Source organism: Microbacterium meiriae (genome assembly GCF_040685015.1).
In the GTDB taxonomy this organism is placed as follows: Bacteria; Actinomycetota; Actinomycetes; order Actinomycetales; family Microbacteriaceae; genus Microbacterium; species Microbacterium meiriae.
Genome location: NZ_JBFBHD010000001.1, coordinates 45,241 through 64,418 on the forward strand (window position 1 = coordinate 45,241; position 19,178 = coordinate 64,418).

24 protein-coding genes and 1 tRNA gene are annotated in these 19,178 nt (G+C 70.1%); 11 read left to right on the forward strand and 14 right to left on the reverse strand.

From position 1 onward, the window contains the following. Positions 1-41: 41 nt before the first annotated feature. Positions 42-1,151 carry a peptide chain release factor 2 gene (gene prfB, locus AB0N68_RS00220; RefSeq protein WP_187661893.1) on the reverse strand — a complete coding sequence of 370 codons (1,110 nt, stop codon included), beginning with the start codon at positions 1,149-1,151 and terminating at the stop codon, positions 42-44. 122 nt (positions 1,152-1,273) lie between these two features. Between prfB and AB0N68_RS00225 the strand changes: the two genes are divergently transcribed. After that, the gene (locus tag AB0N68_RS00225) at positions 1,274-2,515 is read left to right on the forward strand and encodes an MFS transporter (RefSeq protein WP_268776887.1); all 1,242 of its coding nucleotides are present in this window, start codon (positions 1,274-1,276) and stop codon (positions 2,513-2,515) included. Between the two features lie 11 nt (positions 2,516-2,526). Here the strand turns inward: AB0N68_RS00225 and AB0N68_RS00230 are convergent, their stop codons facing one another. From AB0N68_RS00230 to AB0N68_RS00245, 4 genes are read right to left on the reverse strand one after another with little or no spacing between them, the layout of a single operon-like run. Further along, positions 2,527-2,967 carry a pilus assembly protein TadG-related protein gene (locus AB0N68_RS00230; RefSeq protein ID WP_292795631.1) on the reverse strand — a complete coding sequence of 147 codons (441 nt, stop codon included), beginning with the start codon at positions 2,965-2,967 and terminating at the stop codon, positions 2,527-2,529. Beyond that, positions 2,964-3,398 (reverse strand): TadE family protein, encoded by a 435-nt coding sequence (locus tag AB0N68_RS00235; protein WP_292795634.1) that lies wholly within the window; start codon positions 3,396-3,398, stop codon positions 2,964-2,966. The genes AB0N68_RS00230 and AB0N68_RS00235 overlap by 4 nt, the downstream gene beginning before the upstream one ends. Then, positions 3,388-3,771 (reverse strand): TadE/TadG family type IV pilus assembly protein, encoded by a 384-nt coding sequence (locus tag AB0N68_RS00240; protein WP_292795636.1) that lies wholly within the window; start codon positions 3,769-3,771, stop codon positions 3,388-3,390. Before AB0N68_RS00240 ends, AB0N68_RS00235 begins: the two co-directional genes overlap by 11 nt. Positions 3,772-3,790: 19 nt before the next feature. Beyond that, on the reverse strand, positions 3,791-3,970 hold the full coding sequence (locus tag AB0N68_RS00245) for a hypothetical protein (protein WP_075245484.1): 180 nt from the start codon (positions 3,968-3,970) through the stop codon (positions 3,791-3,793). A 417-nt stretch (positions 3,971-4,387) separates the two neighbouring features. Here AB0N68_RS00245 and AB0N68_RS00250 point away from each other — a divergent pair, with 417 nt between their 5' ends. The 3 genes from AB0N68_RS00250 to AB0N68_RS00260 all read left to right on the forward strand — a co-directional run bounded on the left by AB0N68_RS00250 (position 4,388) and on the right by AB0N68_RS00260 (position 5,937). After that, entirely contained in the window at positions 4,388-5,032 is a 645-nt protein-coding gene (locus AB0N68_RS00250; protein ID WP_292795644.1) for a hypothetical protein, read from the forward strand. A gap of 442 nt (positions 5,033-5,474) precedes the next feature. Further along, positions 5,475-5,654 carry a hypothetical protein gene (locus tag AB0N68_RS00255; protein ID WP_280568798.1) on the forward strand — a complete coding sequence of 60 codons (180 nt, stop codon included), beginning with the start codon at positions 5,475-5,477 and terminating at the stop codon, positions 5,652-5,654. A gap of 10 nt (positions 5,655-5,664) precedes the next feature. Beyond that, entirely contained in the window at positions 5,665-5,937 is a 273-nt protein-coding gene (locus AB0N68_RS00260; protein ID WP_187661901.1) for a hypothetical protein, read from the forward strand. A 24-nt stretch (positions 5,938-5,961) separates the two neighbouring features. Here the strand turns inward: AB0N68_RS00260 and AB0N68_RS00265 are convergent, their stop codons facing one another. The 4 genes from AB0N68_RS00265 to AB0N68_RS00280 are packed head-to-tail and all read right to left on the reverse strand — an operon-like array spanning position 5,962 to position 9,269. Continuing rightward, on the reverse strand, positions 5,962-6,258 hold the full coding sequence (locus tag AB0N68_RS00265; RefSeq protein WP_292795648.1) for a DUF7882 family protein: 297 nt from the start codon (positions 6,256-6,258) through the stop codon (positions 5,962-5,964). Positions 6,259-6,298: 40 nt separating this feature from the next. Further along, complete coding sequence (locus AB0N68_RS00270; RefSeq protein WP_292795651.1) at positions 6,299-7,237, reverse strand: type II secretion system F family protein; 939 nt, start codon at positions 7,235-7,237, stop codon at positions 6,299-6,301. Next, positions 7,234-8,091, reverse strand: a complete 858-nt coding sequence (locus tag AB0N68_RS00275) for a type II secretion system F family protein (RefSeq protein WP_259954194.1) — start codon at positions 8,089-8,091, stop codon at positions 7,234-7,236. Before AB0N68_RS00275 ends, AB0N68_RS00270 begins: the two co-directional genes overlap by 4 nt. Next, on the reverse strand, positions 8,088-9,269 hold the full coding sequence (locus AB0N68_RS00280) for a TadA family conjugal transfer-associated ATPase (protein ID WP_292795656.1): 1,182 nt from the start codon (positions 9,267-9,269) through the stop codon (positions 8,088-8,090). The genes AB0N68_RS00275 and AB0N68_RS00280 overlap by 4 nt, the downstream gene beginning before the upstream one ends. 101 nt (positions 9,270-9,370) lie before the next feature. On the opposite strand from AB0N68_RS00280, the gene AB0N68_RS00285 reads away from it, so the two are divergent. The 6 genes from AB0N68_RS00285 (at position 9,371) to AB0N68_RS00310 (ending at position 13,067) form a co-directional block, all read left to right on the forward strand. Beyond that, positions 9,371-9,763 carry a hypothetical protein gene (locus AB0N68_RS00285; RefSeq protein ID WP_313366585.1) on the forward strand — a complete coding sequence of 131 codons (393 nt, stop codon included), beginning with the start codon at positions 9,371-9,373 and terminating at the stop codon, positions 9,761-9,763. Between the two features lie 94 nt (positions 9,764-9,857). Further along, complete coding sequence (locus AB0N68_RS00290; protein WP_292795662.1) at positions 9,858-10,655, forward strand: glycosyltransferase family 2 protein; 798 nt, start codon at positions 9,858-9,860, stop codon at positions 10,653-10,655. After that, entirely contained in the window at positions 10,652-11,497 is an 846-nt protein-coding gene (locus tag AB0N68_RS00295) for an endonuclease/exonuclease/phosphatase family protein (protein WP_292795665.1), read from the forward strand. The genes AB0N68_RS00290 and AB0N68_RS00295 overlap by 4 nt, the downstream gene beginning before the upstream one ends. After that, positions 11,494-12,075 (forward strand): DUF2238 domain-containing protein, encoded by a 582-nt coding sequence (locus AB0N68_RS00300; protein WP_187661910.1) that lies wholly within the window; start codon positions 11,494-11,496, stop codon positions 12,073-12,075. The genes AB0N68_RS00295 and AB0N68_RS00300 overlap by 4 nt, the downstream gene beginning before the upstream one ends. Positions 12,076-12,142: 67 nt before the next feature. After that, a tRNA-Leu gene (locus AB0N68_RS00305) sits at positions 12,143-12,224 on the forward strand. A gap of 78 nt (positions 12,225-12,302) precedes the next feature. After that, positions 12,303-13,067, forward strand: coding sequence for a DedA family protein (locus tag AB0N68_RS00310; protein WP_259954214.1), 765 nt, complete (start codon positions 12,303-12,305; stop codon positions 13,065-13,067). 12 nt (positions 13,068-13,079) lie between these two features. On the opposite strand, the gene ku is transcribed toward AB0N68_RS00310, so the two are convergent. Then, positions 13,080-13,892 (reverse strand): non-homologous end joining protein Ku, encoded by an 813-nt coding sequence (ku, locus tag AB0N68_RS00315; RefSeq protein WP_292795670.1) that lies wholly within the window; start codon positions 13,890-13,892, stop codon positions 13,080-13,082. Positions 13,893-13,949: 57 nt separating this feature from the next. Between ku and ligD the strand changes: the two genes are divergently transcribed. Next, complete coding sequence (gene ligD, locus AB0N68_RS00320) at positions 13,950-15,935, forward strand: non-homologous end-joining DNA ligase (protein WP_259954217.1); 1,986 nt, start codon at positions 13,950-13,952, stop codon at positions 15,933-15,935. 13 nt (positions 15,936-15,948) lie between these two features. Here ligD and AB0N68_RS00325 read toward each other — a convergent pair whose 3' ends face one another. The 4 genes from AB0N68_RS00325 to murI form a co-directional block, all read right to left on the reverse strand. Then, complete coding sequence (locus AB0N68_RS00325; protein ID WP_025105315.1) at positions 15,949-16,869, reverse strand: cation diffusion facilitator family transporter; 921 nt, start codon at positions 16,867-16,869, stop codon at positions 15,949-15,951. A gap of 100 nt (positions 16,870-16,969) precedes the next feature. After that, a complete protein-coding gene (gene rdgB, locus AB0N68_RS00330) occupies positions 16,970-17,563 on the reverse strand; it encodes an RdgB/HAM1 family non-canonical purine NTP pyrophosphatase (protein WP_292795675.1) in 594 nt (197 codons plus the stop codon). Positions 17,564-17,565: 2 nt separating this feature from the next. Then, positions 17,566-18,303 (reverse strand): ribonuclease PH, encoded by a 738-nt coding sequence (rph, locus tag AB0N68_RS00335; RefSeq protein WP_259954222.1) that lies wholly within the window; start codon positions 18,301-18,303, stop codon positions 17,566-17,568. Positions 18,304-18,336: 33 nt separating this feature from the next. Then, positions 18,337-19,173, reverse strand: a complete 837-nt coding sequence (murI, locus tag AB0N68_RS00340; protein ID WP_292795678.1) for a glutamate racemase — start codon at positions 19,171-19,173, stop codon at positions 18,337-18,339. Positions 19,174-19,178: the final 5 nt, after the last annotated feature.

The following is a 19,178-nucleotide window of genomic DNA, read 5'->3' on the forward strand; positions in this document are numbered from 1 at the left end:
GACGAAGGCCCCGGGAGCTCCCGGGGCCTTCGTCGTGTGGGTCAGTCCTCGTCTTTGCGCTTGCGCCAGCGGATGCCCGCCGAGATGAAGTCGTCGAGGTCGCCGTCGAACACGGCGGCGGGGTTGCCGGACTCCTGGCCCGTGCGGAGGTCCTTGACGAGCTGCTGGCCGTAGAGGAAGTAGGAGCGCATCTGGTCGCCCCAGCTCGCGGTGATGTTGCCGGCGAGCTCCTTCTTCTTGGCGGCCTCCTGCTCCTTCTGCAGCAGCAGGAGACGGTTCTGCAGCACCCGCATGGCCGCGGCGCGGTTCTGGATCTGCGACTTCTCGTTCTGCATCGACACGACGATGCCGGTCGGGAGGTGGGTGATGCGCACGGCGGAGTCGGTCGTGTTGACGGACTGTCCACCGGGGCCGGAGGAGCGGAAGACGTCGACCCGGATGTCGTTCTCGGGGATGTCGACCTCGGTCGCCTCCTCCATGAGCGGGATGACCTCGACGGCGGCGAAAGACGTCTGGCGCTTGTCCGCGGATCCGAACGGGCTGATGCGCGCGAGGCGGTGCGTGCCGGCCTCGACCGAGATCGTGCCGAAGGCGTAGGGCGCGTCGATCTCGAAGGTCGCCGACTTGATACCGGCGCCCTCCGCGTACGAGGTGTCCATCACCTTGACGGGGTACTTGTGACGCTCCGCCCAGCGCAGGTACATGCGCATGAGCATCTCGGCGAAGTCGGTGGCGTCGTCGCCGCCGGCGCCAGAGCGGATGGTGACGATCGCGCTGCGCTCGTCGTACTCGCCGTCGAGCAGCGTCTGCACCTCGAGCTGGTTGATGAGGTCGGTGAGCGTCTGCAGCTCCTTGCGCGCCTCGATCGCCGACTCCTCGTCGCCCATCTCGTTCGCCAGGTCGACGAGCACCTCGAGGTCGTCGAGGCGCTGGGCGATGCCGGTGATGCGGGCGAGCTCCGACTGGCGGTGGCTCAGGGCGCTGGTGACCTTCTGGGCGTTCTCGGTGTCGTCCCAGAGGTCGGGCGCGCCGGCCTCCTCGCTGAGACGCGCGATGTCCTCGCGGAGACGGTTGACATCGACGACCTCGCTGATGTCGCCGAAGGTGTGCCTGAGCGCCTGGATTTCGGCGGAGAGATCTAGTTCGAGCATGACACCTCAGCCTAACGTGCCGCCCGCGCGCGCGGGGACGGGCGTGTCCGGCCCTTCGCGCCGACCGGAGTAGCGTGAGGGACGTGAGCAGCGCATCCACGGTCCTCCGCCAGTTCGGGCCGATGGTGTACCTGCCGACCGTCCTCTTCTCCCTCGGCGAAGGTGCGGTCATCCCGCTCATCCCGGTCATCGCTGCGTCGATGGGTGCCGACGTCGCCTTCGCGGCCCTCGTCGCCTCGGCGCTCGTGGTCGGCCAGCTCTGCGGCAACCTCCCGGCCGGGTGGGCCGTGGGGCGCATCGGCGAGCGGTTCACGATGGTCATCGCGGGCGTCATCGCCATCCTCGCCGCCGTCGGCATGGTCTTCGCGCCGTCACTCGGGGTCCTCGCGGCGTCGGTGTTCCTCCTCGGCCTGTGCGCAGCCGCCTTCGGGCTGGCCCGGCACGCGTTCATGACCACGCGGGTGCCGCTGGCGTTCCGCGCCCGCTCGCTCTCCCTGCTGGGCGGCAGCTTCCGCCTGGGCATCTTCATCGGCCCGTTCGTCTCCGCCGGCCTCCTGCAGCTCTTCGGCACGGAGGCTGCCGCGATCTGGTTCTTCCTCGCCTGCCTCGTGGTGATGGTCGTGCTCGTGCTCTTCGGACCGGATCCGGAGAAGACCGTCGCCCCGCTGCGGACCACCGTCCGGTTCGCGGAGGACAGCGGCGAGGCCGTGAGCGGGTCGATCCCGACCATCGAGCGGGTCGGGATCTTCCAGACGATGTGGCGGCAGCGCGGAGTGCTCGGTCGGCTCGGACTCGCCGCGGCCTCGCTCTCGGCGGTGCGGTCGGCACGGCAGGTCGTCCTCCCGCTGTGGGGACTCTCGCTGGGCCTCGACGCTTCGACCATCGCCCTCGTCGTCGGCGTCTCCGGAGCCATCGACTTCGCCCTCTTCTACGCCAGCGGCCAGGTGATGGACCGCTTCGGCCGGCTCTGGGCGGCGATGCCCGCGATGGTGTTGATGGGTGCCGGGTTCCTCGCCCTGTCGGTCACGCACGACGTCGACTCCGCGGTGCTCTGGTTCGGTATGTTCGCCGCGGTCCTCGGCGTCGGCAACGGGCTGTCCAGCGGCATCCTCCTCACCCTCGGAGCGGATGTCGCCCCGAAGCACGACCCCGCCGCGTTCCTCGGGTCGTGGCGCACGCTGACCGATGCCGGTGGCGCGGTCGCCCCGCTCCTCGTCTCGGGCATCACCGCGGTCGCCTCCCTGTCGTTCGCGGCCGGGGCCATGGGTCTGATCGGACTCGTCGGCGCCGCCGGGTTCCTCCGCTGGATCCCCCGGTTCGTCCCCCGGACGCCGCCGAGCACGCCGGACCCGTCCGAGGACTGAGCGCCCGGTCGCTAGCGCAGCGCCGTGCGGCTCGTCGCCGTCGCCTGCAGCGGCACCCCCTCGGGCACGAACGGCGAGAGCAGCGGCGGATGCCAGATCGCCGCGACGGTGACGCGCGCGCTCACGCCGTCCGGGGTGCCCGCGTCGACGACGGTCGCCTCGAGCCCCGCGTCACGGACGAGCGGCATCGCCTGCTCGGCCACCCCCGCGTCGGTGAGCGTCGCACGCGGCACCTCCCCCTCCACCTGCAGCGTGAAGCCGTCCGCCCCGGCGAGCGCGGCCGCATCCGCGAGCCCGTCCAGGCGCTTCTGGGTGAGGTAGAGGTCGGTGGCGCAGACACACACGAACAGCACGGCGAGCGCGAGGATCAGGTAGCCGAGGACGAGGAGCAGCACGCTCCCCTCGTCGTCGCCCCTTCCGTCCTTGTCCCCGTCGCGCCTGCGCCGGCTCATCCGCCGCTCCAGCGTCGCGAGACCTTCTGCACCGACACGGCTTCCACAGGGACGGACGTCGCCTGGTCGAGTCCGAGCACTCCCGGCACGAGCGGCAGCGGCACGCGCGTCGAGACCGTGACGACCACCGTCGCTCCCGCCGCCGGACAGGCCGATGCCCGGGGGCGACACGACACCGCGACGTCGACCGCTCCGCGATCGATGCCGTACTCCGCGACGATCCCGTCCAGCACCTGCTCCCCGCGGACTGCGGCCCCTGCGACGTCAGGTGTCGAGGCGATGGCACGTGCGGCCTGCCGCGCCGCGGCCTCGACGCCGAGCGACTGCTCCTGCACCGAACCCACAGCGATCACGAGGTACAGCAGCGGCACGAGCAGGATCACCCCGACCGTGATGAACTCCAGCGAGCTCGATCCTGCGTCATCGCGCATCGAACGACTCCGCCGGTGCGGAGGCTTCGACCTGCAGGGCTGCAGGGACACCGATGAGGCCGACCACCGGGAGGGTCGTCCGGACCCGGACCTCCACGGTCTCCTGTCCCTCCCGCCGCGTCGAGGCGACCGTGATGTCGTCGGCGTAGGAGGGGCCGATCGCGCGACGGATGACCTCGCGCGCCCGTTCCTCCCCCTCCTTGGCGGTCGTGTCGGCGAGCGCCGCGTAGTACGCGCCTTCGACGGCCGCATCGTGGACGACGTTGCGCACGTAGATCGCGAACGCCAGCTGCAGCTCAGCGAGGGTCAGCGCGGTGAGCAGGGTGCCGACGAGCACGAACTCCACCGGGTTCGATCCGCGGTCATCCGTCATCCCCGCAGACGCACGCATGTCAGAGCCCCGAGACCCGCTGGATGGCCTGCTCGAAGAGGGAGGTGAGCGCAGGCCCGGCGACCGCCCAGATGAGCACGACGAGGCCCGCGGTCATCAGGGTGACGAGGACCCAGCCGGGGACATCTCCCCGTTCGTCGTCGTGGAAGGCACGGAGCATCGAGCGCGCACGAGAGATCATGCGGCCAGTGTGCATCGAAGACCTGCCGCGGCGCGGACATTATCCACAGGGCCGTGCGGGTGACCCGCGCCCTCACGCGGCGACACCAGTTCGAGGCGGTCTTTGTCCGAGCCGGAGCCGGCTTGCCAGATCGTGCCAGAAGTCACCGAGCGCACCCGTGTTGTTCGCGTGCATCTCGCGCCATGCCGAAGCTCGCCTAGCCACGGAGGCGCCACACGTCCACGCCCGGACGCGATGACGTGCTCGCCGACAGATCCTCATGGACTGCCACATAGTGGCTCATCTTGTGTCTTTTGTCTTGTGTCCCCCAAAAAGGGACAGACACCTCATCGCTCCGAGGTTACTGTGACGCTGGCCCGCAGGTGCGAGCCATATAGCGATGATGGGGGTTCGGAGATGTGGGGATGGCGTGCAGGGATGGCGTTGGTTGCTATCGTCGCGATGCTGGGAACAGGCGTCGCGCCGGCAGCGGCTAAAGCACCCGACGAGTCCGAGCGGACGACGATCACTACATTCGGCTTCGTGCCGACAGACAGCGCTGGCACGGCCGCGCAAACCGACGTAGAAGCCCAGATCGCCGAGGTGGAATCCCTCGAGGCCTCGGACACTCCATTGGCTGCCCCTTACGACTCGAGCAAGATGCCGAGTGGGTCAGCAAAAGACCGCGCAGCGATGGCCGCGGGTGACACGGCCTATCGGATCGTCTCGACGTGGACCGATAACATTGCAAAGCCGGTCGTTGCTCGCGCGGGCAACGGAACCACGTGGGGTCTCACCAAGGTTCAGAACAAGCATCATGTCAACCTCAACATGATCAAGAAGACCACAAAGTTCCCGAGGCCGACCGGCGGCCGCGTCACTCAAGGCACCTCCATCATTTACTTGACGGACGCGATCGAATGGGAGTGCTGGATCGGTTCCTGCAAGCCGAAGCGCTCGATGACAGTGAAAGTGGTGATCGAGAACGCCCGCATGAGCGACGGCAAGCAAAAGGGACTTATCACGGCATACTGTATGGGCGTCACGGTGTGCCCCCAGTGGGTCATTAACGTTGCGGGATGAAGGGCAGCATTACGCATGGGTAGCGACGTGAATGCAGAGACCTTTCTCTCAGCGGTCCGCGAAGAATGGGATAAGGCGCACGGGACGATCGTGGTGCCGGCGGAACTCGAGTTGACGCATCTGGAAGCCGACGGCGAGTCGTTGACGCTGCACGTTACAGACTCCGCCGGGTCGCGCTTCGGTTGGCGTACGCCACTTCCGGCCCATATGCGCAGTAAGAACAAGACACCAGGAGAAACGGGTACACCGCAGCATTGGGCGCTCTGGGAAGTCCTCATTCCCCTGGTAGAAGAGCTCGAGACGAACGCTGCAACTCGGTTACCGCCCGACATCGACGGTGTGAGGTGGATCTCGAGGTAAGGCCGCTCATGCCGAGACGGTACATCCGGGCGGAGTGCGTCACTGCCTATCGGAACCGCCGGAACGCAATAGGCTCCCGCCTATGGAGCCCAACCCCCTGCTGCCGTCGATTCCGGTGCTGATCGCGATCGTCGTCGGCGTGGTGATCCTCGTCGCCGTCATCGTCATCGTCATCGGCGCGCGGAGGGCGAAGCGGCGAGGCCCTGTACTCCCGTCACGCGAATCGCACAACCCCGGGTCCGGTCGTCCGGACGAGGGATAGCCTGTCACGCATGCGCCCTGGACCTGACGATGAGATGCGGGCCAGAGTCGAGATCGACGGGCTCACCTATCCCCTGCCCCGCGGCACCGATGTCGCCGCCCTCCGAGAGAGGATCGAGGCCGCCGCGCGCGCTGAACCCACCTTCGTCTCGTTCGCCACGTCGGACGGCCTGGCGAGCGTGCTCGTCCACCCGACCTCGCGGGTTTTCCTCTTCCAGGTCAAGGCCTCCGACGAGGGGAGCCTCGCCTCAGACCTCGGCGGACTGCCGGATTGGGACGTCTGAGCGCCGCGGAGAGCCGCCGCGGGATCAGGAGGTGAACTCGTCGATGACGAGCTCACCGCGGGCGCTCAGCCGCTCCATCATGTGACTGACCCGGGCCGGATCGATCGCCGGCGGCGGCTCGGCGTCGAACTCGAGCACCAGCGGGATCGCCGGGTGCATCCACGCGGACAGTCGGCCAGGGCTCTTCTTCCCCGACGGCCACGTCATCATGAAGCTCTCCTGGCGCCGGAGCTTCGTGGAGATCACGATCTTCAGATGCGCCAGCACGGTGTCGTCGACCTCGATCGGCGGACGAGAGCTGTTGTACTCGAGACTTCCCATAGACAAAAGGTAAGCCCCCACGGCCTCCCCCGACGACCACTCATCCGATGCCGAGCCGCAGGATGAACAGGCCAGGGTAGATCGCGAACACGACGGACAACGGGAGGATGAGGAACACCAACGGCAGGAGCATGAGTATCTCCTTCCGTCCGGCCTGCTCGATGAGCGTGCGCTTGGCCTCCTCCCTGGTGTCATCGGCCTGTGCGCGCAGCACCGCGGCGAGGGGTGCGCCGTGCTCGAGCGCGGCGACGATCTGGTCCGCGGCTCGGGTCAGCCCCGGAAGCTCCAGCCGACCCGCCATGGCGGCCAGCGCGTCGGCGAGGGACGACCCCGTCCCGACCTCCACGATCACGCGACGCAGCTCGACCGTGAGCTCCCCCGACCCCACGCCGGCCACGCGCTTCACGGCGTCGAGGAAGCCCTCGCCCGCAGAGAGGCAGAGGGCCAGGAACTCCAGGGTCGTCGGCAACTCCTCGGTGAGGCGCACCTTCCGTGCCCGCACCCGCGCAGAGAGTCGCATGTCGTAGCCGACGGCGCCCGCCGCTCCCGCCAGGAGCGGGATGGCACCGACGGGAACGGACCACCGACCGATCAGCACGAGGACGATGACGGCGAGCGCTCCGCAGACGAGCGCGACCACACCTGAGGCGAGCTGGCGTCCACGGAAGGCGACGGGATCGAGGGGCGAGCCCGCCTGCGCGAGTCGTCGTCGGAGTCCCTCGCTCCCGCCGAGGACGCGGTCGATCATCTCCCCACCGAGGGTTCCCAGGCGGAATCCACCGGCAGGCAACGCGCCGGCCCGGGGAAGAGCCTCCCGCGGCAGCACGTCATCGTCGACGACGTCGCGGATGTACGGCGCGATCCGTGAAGCGAGGGACGCAGCGCGCCACCGCGGCAGGCCGGAGAGAAGCGCCAGGACCCCCGCCGCGAAGCCGCCGCCGAGCAGCACGGCCACGGCCAGCGCGGAGAGCCCGCTCACCCGAACCACCGACGGGGCTCGGGCAGCCGACCGATCCGGATCATGAGGCGGAACGCGACGACCGACACGACCGCGCCCACGACGATCACGACGATGCCCTCCGGTGTGCTGTACGCCTTCGCCCCCTCCGGACGGAGGATCAGGAGGGTGAGGATGACCCACGGCGCCACGGCTCCGAGGACGGCGGCTCCCCGGATCCACGACTGCCGCGCCTCGACCTCGCCGCGGAGCGCCGCGTCAGCACGGACGGATGAGGACAACGCCCGCAGCACGCCGATGAGCTCGGTGCCGCCGACCTGCCGCGCCATCCGCAGCGTCTCGATGATCCGATCCCCGAGCGGATCGGCGAGGACGACCTTCAACCGGTCGAGACTCGCGTCGAACCGTCCGCTGCTCCGCAGGTCTCGGGCGAACACGCCGAATGCGGGGCGGAGCGCCGGGGGCGCCGACTCGGCGAGGGTGGCCACCGCATCCGGAAGCGACAGGCCGACGCGGATCGCGGCGATCAGCAGGTCACAGACATCGGGCCAGAGTTGCCGGCGCAGACGCCGCAGCCGCAGTCGTCGGCCGCGCAGGTAGGCGATCGGCGCAGTCCCGCCGGCGATCCCGGCGAGGACCGCGAGCGCGGCACTCGCCGTGACGAGCCAGACGAGGGACGCCGCACCGAGGGCGGCGCCGGCGATGCCGATCACGAGGGAGCGGGTCTGCAGGGACGGGAACCCCGCCTCACCCGCCAGACGCACCAGGCGTCCGCGGTGCGGCGTGGAGGTGGAGCGCTCTCCCGTCGGCCACAGCCATGGCGACAGGGTCAGGAGCACGCCGGCCGCAAGCGTCGCGCCGAGGAGGATCGTCATGCGAGGACCCCCGAACCGACCGAGGTCGACCGCAGCGGCCGGTGTGGGGCGGCGCCGAAGACCGGAGTGCTGAGCACCCGTCCCTGGACCACTTCACCCGTCGGGGCGACGATCTCCTCGACGTATCGTCGGCCTGCCGCATCGCGCGCGCAGTGGACGACGAGATCGACCGACGACGCGATCGCCGGAGCGACGAAGCCGCGGTCGATGTTCCGCCCGGCGAGGAGCGGCAGCAGGCACAGCTTGTCGAGCGCCTCCGCAGCGGAGTTGGCGTGGACCGTGCAGGCGCCGGGGACGCCGGTGTTGAGCGCCAGCACGAGGTCGAGCGCTTCCGCGTCACGCACCTCCCCCACTACGAGCCGGTCCGGCCGCATCCGCAGCGCTTCCTTCACCAACCGCCGCAGCGTGATCTCCCCCGTGCCCTCGAGGCTCGGCTGACGCCCCTGCAGCGCGACCACATCGGGGCCGTCCACCGCGAGCTCGAACGTCTCCTCCACCGTGATGATGCGCTGGTCCGCCGCGCAGGCGGCGAGCAACGCCTTGAGCATGGTCGTCTTTCCCGCGTGGGTCGCCCCGGACACGATCACGGACGCACCTGCCCGCATCGCCTCACCCAGGGCATGCGCGGCATCAGGAGTCAGCGCGCCCTGCGCCGTCAGCGCGTCGAGCGAGCGGTGCCCGGGAAGGAACTTGCGGATGTTGACCACCCACGACCCGCGGACGACATCGGCGATCGCCACGTGCAGCCGCGAACCGTCCGGCAGCGAGGCATCGACGAACGGCTGCCCTATGTCCACGCGCCGCCCCGTCGCCTGCAGCATGCGCTCCACCAAATCCCGCACCGTCGCCTCGTCCAGCCGCAGCGCTGTCCGCTCCGCCACACCACCCCGCGCGGTATGCACGGCCCCATCGCCGTTGACCCACACCTCCTCGATGCCGGGGTCGTCGAGCAGGGGCTGCAGAGCGCCGAATCCACTCACCGCCGCGAGAACGTCCCGCACGCACGCCGCCTCGTCCTCCACGAGCACGCCGCTCCGCGCGAGAGCCCGATCGTCGTGGCGCCGCACCTCCGCCCTTGCAACCTCCCGCGCCCGCTCCGGGTCGATCGCCGGATCCACACCCTCGGTCCGCAGCCGACGCCGAACGAGGTCGGCGATGATCGACGCGGGCTGCTCCATCCCTGCATCCTCGCAACGATCAGCTCCCGGCCCGCGGAGTTATCCACACCCCCTGCGCGGCCTCCGAACGGAGGCGGTCCGGCACCCGATACGGTGCAGGCATGAAGCGGTTCACTGTCTCGTGCGGGCTCCTCGGCGTTCTCCTCCTGTCCGGCTGCACCGGTGGTCCCGATCTCCTGCAGTGCCAGAGCGTGGCCGCCGTCGACACCGAACTCGAGGCCTTCTTCGCACAGGACACGGTCGGCGGTACGGCGACTCCGGAGCAGACCGAGCGCCTGAAGGACTTGGCGGACGAATACGCCGATCTCGACGTCGACGGCGAGGTACAGGAAGCGGCGACGGCCGTAAGCGACGACCTGCGCGCGCTCTACGACTACCGCGTCGGCGTCCAGAACGGCGACGCCGCGGACCCCGACCGCGAGCAGGCACTCCGCCGGACTGCGATCGACACGTTCGTCGAGGGGCAGGCCGTCTGCATCGATGGCTCGTCCTGACGCCGCCGTATCGAGCCGCCCGCCCCGGTGTCAACCGGTACGTCGCCCGTCGTCGCGCTCCCTAGGCTGAGGAGCAGACCTGCGAGGAGACGACGTGCACCGCGCCACACCAGCCGCCCCTGAACCGACCCTGAGCGTGGTCATCCCGGTCAAGGACGATGCGGCGGAACTGCGGCGATGCCTCCGCGCCCTCGCCCGGCAGACACTCCCGCCCGACGAGATCATCGTCGTGGACAACGCCTCGACCGACGATTCGGCCGCGGTGGCCGCCCGGCACGGCGCGCGGGTCGTGCGGTGCGACACTCCGGGCATCCCCGCGGCGACCGCGAGCGGCTACGACGCGGCGACGGGCGACGTGATCCTGCGGCTCGACGCCGACGGGGTACCGGGGCCGCGGTGGGTCGAGACGATGGCGACCGCGTGCACACGCGATCCGCGGGTCGGAGCCTGGACGGGCGGGGCGCACTTCGTCGACGGTCCCCGGTTCCTGCGGAGGCCCCTCGCGGCGGCCTACCTCCTTTCCTACGTCGTCGTGTGCGGCTCCGCCCTGGGCCACGGGCCGTTGTTCGGATCGAACCTCGCCCTCCGCCGCTCGGCCTGGCTCTCCGTCCGGGACCGGGTGCACCGCGACGATGCCGCGCTCCACGACGACCTCGACCTCGCCTTCCATGTCGGCGAGCGCCACCGCATCCGCTGGCTCCTGCACACCGACATGGGCATCTCCATGCGCCCGTTCGGCAGCGGACGCTCCTTCGCCCGCCGCTCCTGGATCGGCGCTCGCACCGTCCTCGTGCACTGGCCCGAGGACTTCCCTCCCGTGCGCTGGGTGCGGCTCGCGCTGCGCCGGGTGCTGCACCGCCTCGGAGTCCCCGCGCCGGGAGCCCGCCGATGACCGCGCCGCTCCTCGGATCGCCGTCCACCACCGAGCTGCACGTCATGACCCTCAACATCCGCCGCGACCTCGGCGCGCTCGCCTGGCCGCCCGCCGACCGCTGGTCGGTTCGACGTCCCCGGCTCACCGCGCTCCTCCGCGCGGAGCGGCCGGACATCCTCGGCGTACAGGAGGCCCTGCCCGCGCAGGCTGCCGAGGTCTCCGCCGCGCTCGGCCCGTCGTTCCACCGCGTCGGCCACGGCCGCCTCGCCGGACCCCGCGGCGAGGGTTGTCCGCTCTTCTACGACGCCGACCGACTGGAACTGGGCGGCTGGCGACAGGTCGCGCTCTCCCGCACCCCCGACCGCCCCGGTTCCCGCTCCTGGCTGAGCGTCTCCCCGCGGGTGGTGGTGGAGGCGTCCTTCCGCGACCGCCGCACCGGCGCCGCCCTCACCGTGCTCAGCACCCACCTCGACGCGTTCTCGCCGTGGGCCCGGCTCCGTCAAGCGCAGGCGGTGCACGACGTCGCCGCCGCAGCGGAGAGCCCCGTCGTCCTCGTCGGGGATTTCAACGCCCCCGCCGGCACGGCACCGTGGTGCGCCGTCGAAGCCGACGACGTCCTCCGCGACTCGTGGACGGCGGCCGTCTCCCGCCGCACACCGGCCTGGAGCACATTCGCCGGCTACCGCCCACCCCGGCGCGGACGGCGCATCGACGGCATCCTCACCTCCCCCGCGCTGCCCGTGCGCCGGGCGGGCATCAACGCCCGGCAGTATGGAGGAGGCTGGCCGTCGGATCATCTCGCCGTGCAGGCCTTGATCGACCTCGCCCCCGGCGCCATCCCACCCGAGGAGACCGCATGAAGGAGGACTTCCTCCGCCCGCCGCACTCCATCGCCGAGTACGGCGCCGACGCCGTTCGTGTGATCGGCGTCCTCAGCGTCCTCGTCGCGGCGATCTGGTCGACCCCGACGGATGCGGGCATCCTCGCACTCGCCCTCCCCGCTCTCATGCTCCCCCGCGTCCTCGGCATGCGCGGCGGCATCGACCTGGCAATCGGCCTGATCGTTCTCGTCGCCGCCGCGAGCAACGTGTTCGACCTGTACCGCACGCTCACCGGGTGGGACCTCGTCGTGCACTTCGTCTGCACGGGAGCCCTCGCCGCCACCGGCTACCTCGTGCTCTCCCGCCTCGGCATCGTCACGGCGCAGGAGTCCGCGGCGTTCCGCGCCCGCATCCCCCTCGTGCTCTGCACCGTGATCGGGCTCGCGGCGAGCGCCGTGTGGGAGATGATCGAGTGGGCGGGCCGCACCTTCGTCACCGACGAGATCTTCGTCACCTACGAAGACACCATCGGCGACATGGCCATGGGAGGACTCGGGGCTCTTGCGGCCGGAGTCCTCGTCGCCGTCGTCCGGCTGGAGCGTCGCCGCTCGGCGTGACGGCGCGGAACTGCGGGACGATCCCCAGGGTCGAACGGGGCGCGGGTCAGTAGACTGAAGCCACCGCGCGGGAGTGGTGGAATTGGCAGACACGCAGGATTTAGGTTCCTGTGCCCCAGGGCGTGTGGGTTCAAGTCCCACCTTCCGCACGACGGGTGCTTCGGCGCCCGCATCGCTCCACCGCCGACACCTCACGACCGACGGGAATCCCGCCAGTGCTCGAAAGCATGCTGCACGCCCCTACCGCGCTCATCCCGTGGCTCGATCCGCAGACGATCATAGGGGCGGCGGGTCCGTGGGCGCTCCTCGTGGTCTGCTTCATCATCTTCGCCGAGACGGGTCTGCTGGTCGGCTTCCTCCTCCCCGGTGACACGCTGCTCATCATCGCGGGCCTGCTGACTCACACGAGCAACGTCTTCGGCGTGAACATCTGGGTCGTCTCGCTCCTCATCGCGCTCTCCGCGTTCATCGGCGGCGAGGTCGGCTACGTCATCGGCCACAAGGGTGGTCCTGCCGTGTTCGAACGCAAGGAGTCCGGCCTCTTCAGCCGCAAGAACGTCGAGCGCACCAACGCGTTCTTCGAGCGCTTCGGCGGCCTCACCGTGATCCTCGCGCGCTTCGTGCCGATCGTGCGCACGTTCGCCCCGGTCGCGGCGGGCGTGGGCCACATGCCGTGGCGGCGCTACTCGCTCTACAACTTCATCGGGGCGATGATCTGGGGCTTCGGACTCACGATGGTCGGCTACCTCATCGCCTACATCCCGTGGATCCGCCACCTCGTCGTCGAGTACATCGACATCATCCTGCTCATCGCCGTCGGCGGCACCGCGCTCGTCACCCTGTGGCATTACTTCTCCGAGCGTCACAAGGCCAAGAAGGCCGCGGCCGCAGGAGAGGACGTCGTGACCGATCACGAGGAGGCCGAGGAGCTCGTCCTCGACGCCGACGTGTTCGATCGAGCCCCCGACCTGGACGGCGACGGGAAGCACTGACCAGGCCGCGGATCAGCCCGCGTTCTTGGAGCGCTTCTCCTTGGAGCGGGCGACGCTGGCACGCAGCGCCTCCATCAGGTCGATGACCTCGCCGCCGTCGGCCGCCTTCTCAGCATCGCCGCCGAAGGTCTCCGCCACGTCGAACGTCTCCCCGGCCTCGATCTTCGCGTCGATGAGGGTGCGGAGCTCCTTCCGGTACTCGTCGACGAACTCTTCGGGATCGAAGTCGGCCGAGTAGCTGTCCACGAGCGACGAGGACAACTCCAGCTCCTTCTTCGAGATCCGCACGTCCTCGTCGAGCGACGGGAACTCCGCCTCTCGGACCTCGTCCGACCAGAGCAGCGTCTGCAGCACGAGGACCTTGCCCCGCACGCGCAGCGCGGCGAGCCGTGTCTTCTGACGCAGCGTGAACCGCACGATCGCGGTGCGGTCGGTCTGCTCGAGGGTCTTGCGCAGCAGCACGTACGCCTTGGGAGACTTCGAGTCGGGCTCCAGGTAGTACGGCTTGTCGAGGGTGAGCGGATCGACCTGATCGGAGGGCACGAACTCCACGACATCGATCTCGCGGCTCTTCTCCGCCGGCAGCGCCGCGAGGTCGTCCTTGGTGAGCACGACGGTCTGCCCGTCGTCGACGTAGGCGCGATCGATGTCGGAGTAGGCCACCGTCTCGCCGCACACCTCGCACGTGCGCTGGTAGCGGATGCGACCGCCGTCCTTCTCATGCACCTGATGCAGCGGCACGTCGTGGTCCTCGGTCGCCGAGTACACCTTGACCGGCACGTTCACCAGCCCGAACGTCAGGGCGCCCTTCCAGATCGTCCTCATCACACCAGTAGACACCAGCCACACCCGTCACGACCACCCCTTGACTACGCTGGCTCCATGGTGGGAGAGGCGCAGGTCGTGCAGGTCGATGGCCGACGGCTGCGGGTGACCAACCTCGACAAGGTCGTCTACCCGGAGACGGGCACGACCAAGGGCGAGGTCATCGCCTACTACACCACCATCGCCCCGCTCCTCCTCCCGCTCCTCGACGGCCGCCCGGTCACCCGCAAGCGCTGGGTCGAGGGGGTCGGCACCGCCGCCGCTCCCGAGGACTCCTTCTTCACGAAGCAGCTCGAGCCCGGCGCCCCGGACTGGATCCCCCGACAGGACATCCAGCACTCCGACGGCCCCAAGGCTTACCCGCTGGTGGAGGACGTGCCCACGCTCGTCTGGCTCGCGCAGGTCGCGGCGATCGAGTTGCACGTGCCGCAGTGGCGGTTCACCCCGGAGGGGCTTCCCGGCCGTCCCGACCGTCTCGTGCTCGATCTCGACCCCGGACCCGGCGCCGACCTCGCGCAGTGCGCCGAGGTCGCCCGGATCGCTCGGACGCTCCTCACCGGGATGGGGCTCGACCCTCTGCCCGTGACCAGCGGCAGCAAGGGCATCCACCTCTACGCGGCCCTGCCCGGCGAGCAGACCAGCGACGAGGTCTCCGCCGTGGTCAAAGAGCTGGCGCGCATCATCGAGAACGAGCACCCGGACCTCGCCACGAGCGTCATGTCCAAGGCCGTGCGCGGGGGCAAGGTGTTCCTCGACTGGAGCCAGAACAACGGCAAGAAGACGACGATCTCCCCGTACTCCCTGCGCGGGCGCGCCCGCCCCGGCGTCGCGGCGCCGCGCACCTGGGAGGAGCTCGACGACCCGGACCTCGCTCACCTCGAGCTGGACGAGGTGCTCGCGCGCGCAGACGCCGGATTCGATCCGCTCTCCTCCCTCCGCCCCGACACTCCTGCTCTGCCGGCGAACGCGCACGCCGCGACAGCGGCTCGAGCTCCCGCGATCCGGGCGGCGGCGCCCTCCCCCGCCCGTCGCGGCCGGCCGCTCGCCGAGCAGACGGCGTCCCCCACCGGGACCACTCTCCCGTCGCTCGCGCCGATGCTCGCCGAGAACGGCACCCCGGCGATCGCCCGCAGCCTCAGCTCGCCGTCATGGGTGGAGGTGAAGTGGGACGGCATCCGTGCGATCGGCACCTGGCGCGACGGGCACATGTCGCTGCACGCCCGACGCGGCACCGACATCACCGCGCGCTATCCCGAGCTGACGGCCGACGGTGCCCCGTTCCTCCCCGTCGACGAGGCGATCGTCGACGGGGAGATCGTCGCCTTCGACAGCGCCGCCCGGCCGAGCTTCTCCCTGCTGCAGAACCGCATGCACCTCACCCGGCCCCGGGAGATCGAGCGCGAGGTCGTGCGCACACCGATCGTGTACATGCTGTTCGATCTGCTCCGTCTCGACGGCCACGATCTCACCGGGATGCCGCTCCGCGAGCGCCGCACTCTGCTCCGCGACATCGTGGCGGGGGTCGACGCGCCCATCCAGGTCCCTCCCGTCTTCGACGACGTGGACGCAGCGCTCGCCGCCAGCGAGGAGTTCGGGCTGGAGGGCGTCGTCGTGAAGGATCCCGCCTCCCGGTACCGTGCCGGCCAGCGCTCACCCTCCTGGCTCAAGCTCAAGAACACCCGCATGCAGGAGGCGGTGATCGTCGGCATCCGCCCGGGGAAGGGCGAGCGCGAGGGCACTCTCGGCTCTCTCCTCCTCGCGATCCCGGAGGGTGGCGACCTCCGCTACATCGGCCGCGTGGGCACCGGCTTCACGGATCGCATCCTCCGCGACCTCCTGGCCCGCCTGGAGCCGCTGCGGGTGCCACGCGCACCGCTCGACGGCGTCCCCCGCCCGGACGCCTCGGACGCCCTGTGGGTGCGCCCCGAACTCGTGGGCGAGGTGGAGTTCGCGAACTGGACGCCGGACGGCATCCTCCGGCACGCCCGCTGGCGGGGTCTGCGCCCGGACAAGACCGTCGACGAGATCACCGTCGAGGCGTGAGCGGCTCCCGCCCTCAGGCGTGGTGCGGTTCGCAGTCGCTCTGCTCGGCGGGTTCGATCTGGAACGTGGAGTGCGCCACGTCGAAGTGATCCGCGAGGCACGCCTGCATCTCCGACAGCAACGCCGCCGAGCGGCCGTCCGCCAGCAGGTCCGGGCGCACGCTGACGTGCGCGGTGAAGACGGGGGCTCCGCGGGTGAGCTGCCACACGTGCACATCGTGGACTCCGACGACGCCGTCGTAGCCGAGCAGGTGAGTGCGGATCTCGCCGACGGCCATGCCCTTCGGCGCCGACTCGGCGAGGACGGAGAACACCTCCTTGAGTAGGACGAATGCCCGGGGGATGATCATCGCCGCGATGAACAGCGAGGCGAGGGCGTCGGCCGGCATCCAGCCCGTCACGAGGATCACACCGGCGGCGATGATGACCATCAGCGAGCCGAGCAGGTCGCCCATCACCTCGAGGTAGGCGCCGCGCACGTTGAGGTTCGTCCGCTGGGCCCGGCTGAGCAGCCACATCGACACCGCGTTCGCGACGAGGCCGACGACGGCGACGACGAGCATCAGCCCGCCCGCGACCTCGACCTCGGAGGGGTTCAGCAGCCGCTGCACGCCCTGCACGGCGACGACCGTGGCGAGGGCGATGAGGATGACCGCGTTGATGAGCGCGCCGAACACCTCAGCGCGCTGGTAGCCGAACGTCCGCCGGTCGTCCGCGGGCCGCGCCGCCACGGTCGCGGCGATCAGCGCGATCACGAGGGCCGAGGCGTCCGTGAACATGTGCGCGGCGTCCGCGAGCAGCGCCAGCGAGCCCGTGAGCAGAGCTCCGACGACCTGCACGATCATCACGGTGGCCGTGAGGGTCAGGGAGATCGCGAGCAGGCGGCGGCTGCTCGCCGAACGGAGACCGCCGGGCGCGGGCGCGTGATCGTGCATGCCCCCAGGCTAGCCCGGCGACGGGTGCAGGGAGGCCGTTCCTGGCTAGTCGGGAACAGTAACGATTCTCACCGTCAGCAGGGGTTCTTCTCTTCGACGATCAGAGCGCGGCGAGCAGCGGCACGAGCGCCGTGAAGGCGCGGGCGCGATGCGACTGCGCCTGCTTCTCCTCCGCCGTGAACTCCCCGACCGTGCGCTGTGCGCCGTCCGGCTGACCGTCCGGGATGAAGATCGGGTCGTACCCGAAACCCCCGGCTCCCGACGCCTCGCGGGCGAGCCGTCCTGGCCAGATCCCCTCCACGACGTGCTCGCGACCGTCCGGGAGGACGAGGGCGATCGTCGAGGTGAAGTGCGCGGAGCGATGACGGTCGGCGATGTCGCGCAGCTGATCGAGCAGCAGCTCCAGGTTCGCCGCGGCGTCCTTCTTCTGACCGGCCCAGTACGCCGAGAACACTCCGGGCGACCCGCCGAGCACGTCCACGCAGATGCCGGAGTCGTCGGCGAGCGCCGCGAGGCCGGTGTGCGCGGCGGCCGCTCGCGCCTTGAGGAGCGCGTTCTCAGCGAACGTCACTCCGTCCTCGACCGGCTCGGGGCCGTCGTAGCCGACGACCTCCAGGTCGGGCCGTGTCTGCTGCACGATCTGCTGGAACTCCGCCACCTTATGCGGGTTATGGGTCGCCAGGACGACGCGCATGCTCAGGCTCCTGCCAGAGCGGCGAGCTGCCGGTCCTTCAGGTCCGCGCAGCCGGCGACGCCGAGGTCGAGGAGCGCGTCGAGCTCACGCTTGTCGAACGGCGCCCCTTCGGCCGTGCCCTGCACCTCGACGAAAAGGCCACGGCCGGTCACGACGACGTTCATGTCGGTCTCGGCGCGGACATCCTCGACGTAGGCGAGGTCGAGCATCGGCTCCCCGTCCACGATGCCGACGGACACCGCGGAGACGGAGTCGAGCAGCGGCGTCGAGTTCTTGCCGATGAACTTCTTCTCCCGGCCCCACTCGATCGCGTCGGCCAGGGCGACATAGGCGCCGGTGATCGCCGCGGTGCGGGTGCCACCGTCGGCCTGGAGCACGTCGCAGTCGATGACGATGGTGTTCTCGCCGAGCGCCTTGGTGTCGACGACGGCGCGCAGCGCGCGGCCGATGAGTCGGGAGATCTCGTGCGTCCGACCGCCGATGCGGCCCTTCACGCTCTCCCGGTCGTTGCGGCTGTTCGTCGCTCGCGGGAGCATCGCATACTCGGCCGTGACCCAGCCCTTGCCCTTGCCGGTGAGCCACCGGGGCACGCCGTTCGTGAACGAGGCGGTGCACAGCACCTTCGTGCCGCCGAAGCTGATGAGGGCCGACCCCTCGGCCTGCGCGCTCCAGCCGCGCTCGATGGTGATCTCGCGCAGCTGCGAGGTGGAACGGCCGTCGGCGCGGACGATGTCGGTCATGAGCTTCTCTCGGTCGGGGATGGAGCGACGGGCTCAGCGCGCGTCGAGGGCGGAATCGGGAAGCGTGATGACGCCGGTCTGGACGAGCTGCACGTCGCGCACCTCGCGACCCATGAGGCGGTTGGCGAGCGCCGTGAAGTCGTCGGCGGAGTCGCCCGTGGCCTCGTAGACGTAGGTGGCGGTGGCATCGGCCGGCGCCAGCAGATCGCCGCGGACGAGCTGGCGGTAGACGTCGCCCGCGGTCTCGTCGTCGCTGGAGACCAGCGTCACGCCCTCCCCCATGACGTAGCTGATGGCGCCGCGGAGGAACGGATAGTGCGTGCACCCGAGGACGAGCGTGTCCACGTCGGCCTCGCGCAGTGGCGCGAGGTACTCCTCGGCGACGGCCAGCACCTCGGGGGTGCCGGTGACGCCGGCCTCGACGAACTCGACGAACCGGGGGCACGCGGCGGTGAACACCTGCAGGCGCTCGTTCACCTCGAGCATGTCCTGGTAGGCCCGCGAACCGATCGTGCCGACCGTGCCGATCACACCGACACGGCCGTTCCTCGTGGTCGACACGGCGCGGCGCACGGCGGGGCCGATCACCTCGACCACCGGCACGTCGTAGCGCTCGCGTGCGTCGCGCAGCATCGCCGCCGACGCCGTGTTGCAGGCGATGACCAGCATCTTCACGCCCTGGTCGACCAGGGCGTCGAGCACCTCGAGCGCATAGCGCCGGACGTCGGCGATGGGCTTGGGGCCGTACGGCGAGTGGGCGGTGTCACCGATGTAGACGAACGATTCGCGGGGCAGCTGGGCGCGGATGGCCCTGGCCACCGTGAGCCCGCCGACACCGGAGTCGAAGATCCCGATGGGCGCGTCGTTCATGACTC